The sequence below is a fragment of the Clostridium sp. genome, from assembly GCF_032552055.1.
GTDB lineage: Bacteria > Bacillota > Clostridia > Clostridiales > Clostridiaceae > Clostridium.
The window spans coordinates 1-1,689 of sequence record NZ_JAWGSV010000393.1 but is presented as its reverse complement, the minus strand read 5'-3'; the positions used below and the strand labels follow the sequence as shown (position 1 = coordinate 1,689).

The 1,689-nt window shown below is 28.4% G+C and carries 1 protein-coding gene and 1 pseudogene; one reads left to right on the top strand and one right to left on the bottom strand.

Going from position 1 to position 1,689, the window contains the following annotated elements; all coding sequences use genetic code 11:
• Window positions 1-425 (top strand): annotated as a pseudogene (locus E6248_RS15850) (carbohydrate ABC transporter substrate-binding protein); the annotation flags it as partial.
• Here E6248_RS15850 and E6248_RS15845 read toward each other — a convergent pair.
• Window positions 413-1,534 carry a glycosyltransferase family 1 protein gene (locus tag E6248_RS15845; protein ID WP_316341731.1) on the bottom strand — a complete coding sequence of 374 codons (1,122 nt, stop codon included), beginning with the start codon at window positions 1,532-1,534 and terminating at the stop codon, window positions 413-415. The pseudogene E6248_RS15850 and the gene E6248_RS15845 sit on opposite strands and share 13 nt — an antisense overlap.
• Window positions 1,535-1,689 lie beyond the last annotated feature (155 nt).

The following is a 1,689-nucleotide window of genomic DNA, read 5'->3' as shown; positions in this document are numbered from 1 at the left end:
CTACTTCAGATAACTATATATGTAGTATTTCAGGTCTTGATTTTTATAAAGCATTATCTGAAGGAGAAATTGAAGGTATATGGGAGTGTAAGAATCCTCCGGCTCTTAATATAGGAGAAAATAGATTATTTGATTTAGGTGGAAAAAATTTAGTGGCTTTAAATGTAGGGAAAAATAGTGAGGCAATAAAAGGGTTTATGGCTTTTGCCTCAACTAATAAAGAACTACTATCAAAAGAAATTATAAAAAAAGACTTCCTTCCTAGTTCTTTATATGCTTTAAACGTAAAACTAGTAGATGGAAGTAATATTAAAGGGAGTAGCCCTTTATTAGTATTAATGAATACAATAGAAAGGGCTCCAGCCATCACTAATATTGATGAGTTTAAAGATATTATCCTACAATTTATAAATCAAAAAGTATAAATCTTTTTATAAGCTTCCAAAGTTTTTATGGCAGTGTTTTTCCATGAAAACTGGAGGCTTTTTTTATAGCCTTCTTCAGCTAAATTATTTTTAAGATTATCATCATTTAATAATTTAACAAGGGCTTCTTCCAATTCATTTATATTAAATGGATTTATTAATAAAGCTGAATCAGCAGTTACTTCAGGGATGGAAGTAATATTTGAAGTAATAACAGGAGTCTTACAACTCATTGCCTCAAGGGGAGGTAGCCCAAATCCTTCATAAGTTGATGGATATATAAAAGCTTCAGATCCACTATATAAGCTTGGAAGCAACTCTTCTGAAATGAAATCAGTGAAAATAATATTATCTCTAGAGGATAAACCTTTAGAAAGTTCAAGTAGTTTTTTTCCTTCATCTCTAAGAGAACCTGCCAAAAGAAGGGAGTGTTCTACTTTTAAATCTTTTTTTATTTTATCAAAGGCTAATATCAGATTTTTAGCGTTCTTTCTTGAACTAAATCCTCCTATGTATAGGATATAAGGAGTAGTAAAGTTATATTTGCTATTAATTAATTTTCTGCAGGCTTCTTTATCCAAAGGTTTAAAGTTTGAGTTAGCAGCTAGAGGGGTGACGAAAATTTTATCTTCTGAAATATGATTAAAGAATTTTAAAATATCCTTTTTAGAATACTCAGACACAGTAAGTATTCCTTTAGCATTATCTATAATGCTTGGCATATTCTTTAAAAACCTTTCTAAATAGCCTCTTCCTGTTGTCTCAGGTAATACATATGGAATTAAATCATGAATTGTTACAACGCAATTAGAGCTATAATTTTCACATAATCCAATCCCGTTTTGAGGTATATGGTGGATATCAATTTTATTATTTTTTATATAGCTTGGAAAATAGTAATTTTCATAAAAACCACCATGTTTTTTGGATGTCAAAATAATTTTACTATTCATTTTTTTAAAATCTTCATAGTTTTTTCCGCTCCAGAAAATAGAATAATTATTTTCTTGGTCTATATTTAAAAGTTCCCTTAGCAAATTTTCAGTATATGTGCCTATTCCTGTACCATTATAAAGGTTAATACCCCTAGCATCTATTGAGAGATTCATAGCTATCCTCCAAAATCATGATATATATATGATTCAATTAATAATCTATAGTCTTTAATATTATAAGTTTAAACCTTACTTGTAAATTATCTAAATTGAAAGCATATATACTATACTTATTAAGAAATATTTTTATATATAACAGTTTGCTATCA